General features: G+C 39.0%; 1 rRNA gene. It reads left to right on the top strand.

Annotation, left to right across the window (positions count from 1 at the left end):
* Positions 1-82 (top strand): 23S ribosomal RNA (locus AC0SAP_RS10415); the annotation flags it as partial.
* Between the last annotated feature and the right edge of the window lie 187 nt (positions 83-269).

Raw genomic sequence — 269 nt, 5'->3', positions numbered from 1 at the left:
ACTACGACGTTGATAGGTTGGGTGTGTAAGTGCAGTAATGCATTGAGCTTACCAATACTAATTGACCGTGAGGCTTGACCATATAATAGGTCTTAGACAATTTTGATACGAAACATGATCGTTTCCAAAGTTGACGCGAATACAACAACTTAAGCAAGTCAATCTGACATTGCTGTTACAATACCAACTAATCAAATTTATTCGTGAGTGGAGTGCAAAATAAAATGCAAAATGCATCGGCACTTCAAGCACAAGCCAGTTTTCCTGGG

Source organism: Ignatzschineria sp. PL_is040, from assembly GCF_055813795.1.
Note: the sequence above shows the minus strand (reverse complement) of the source record. Positions and strands in the feature narration are given on the sequence as shown.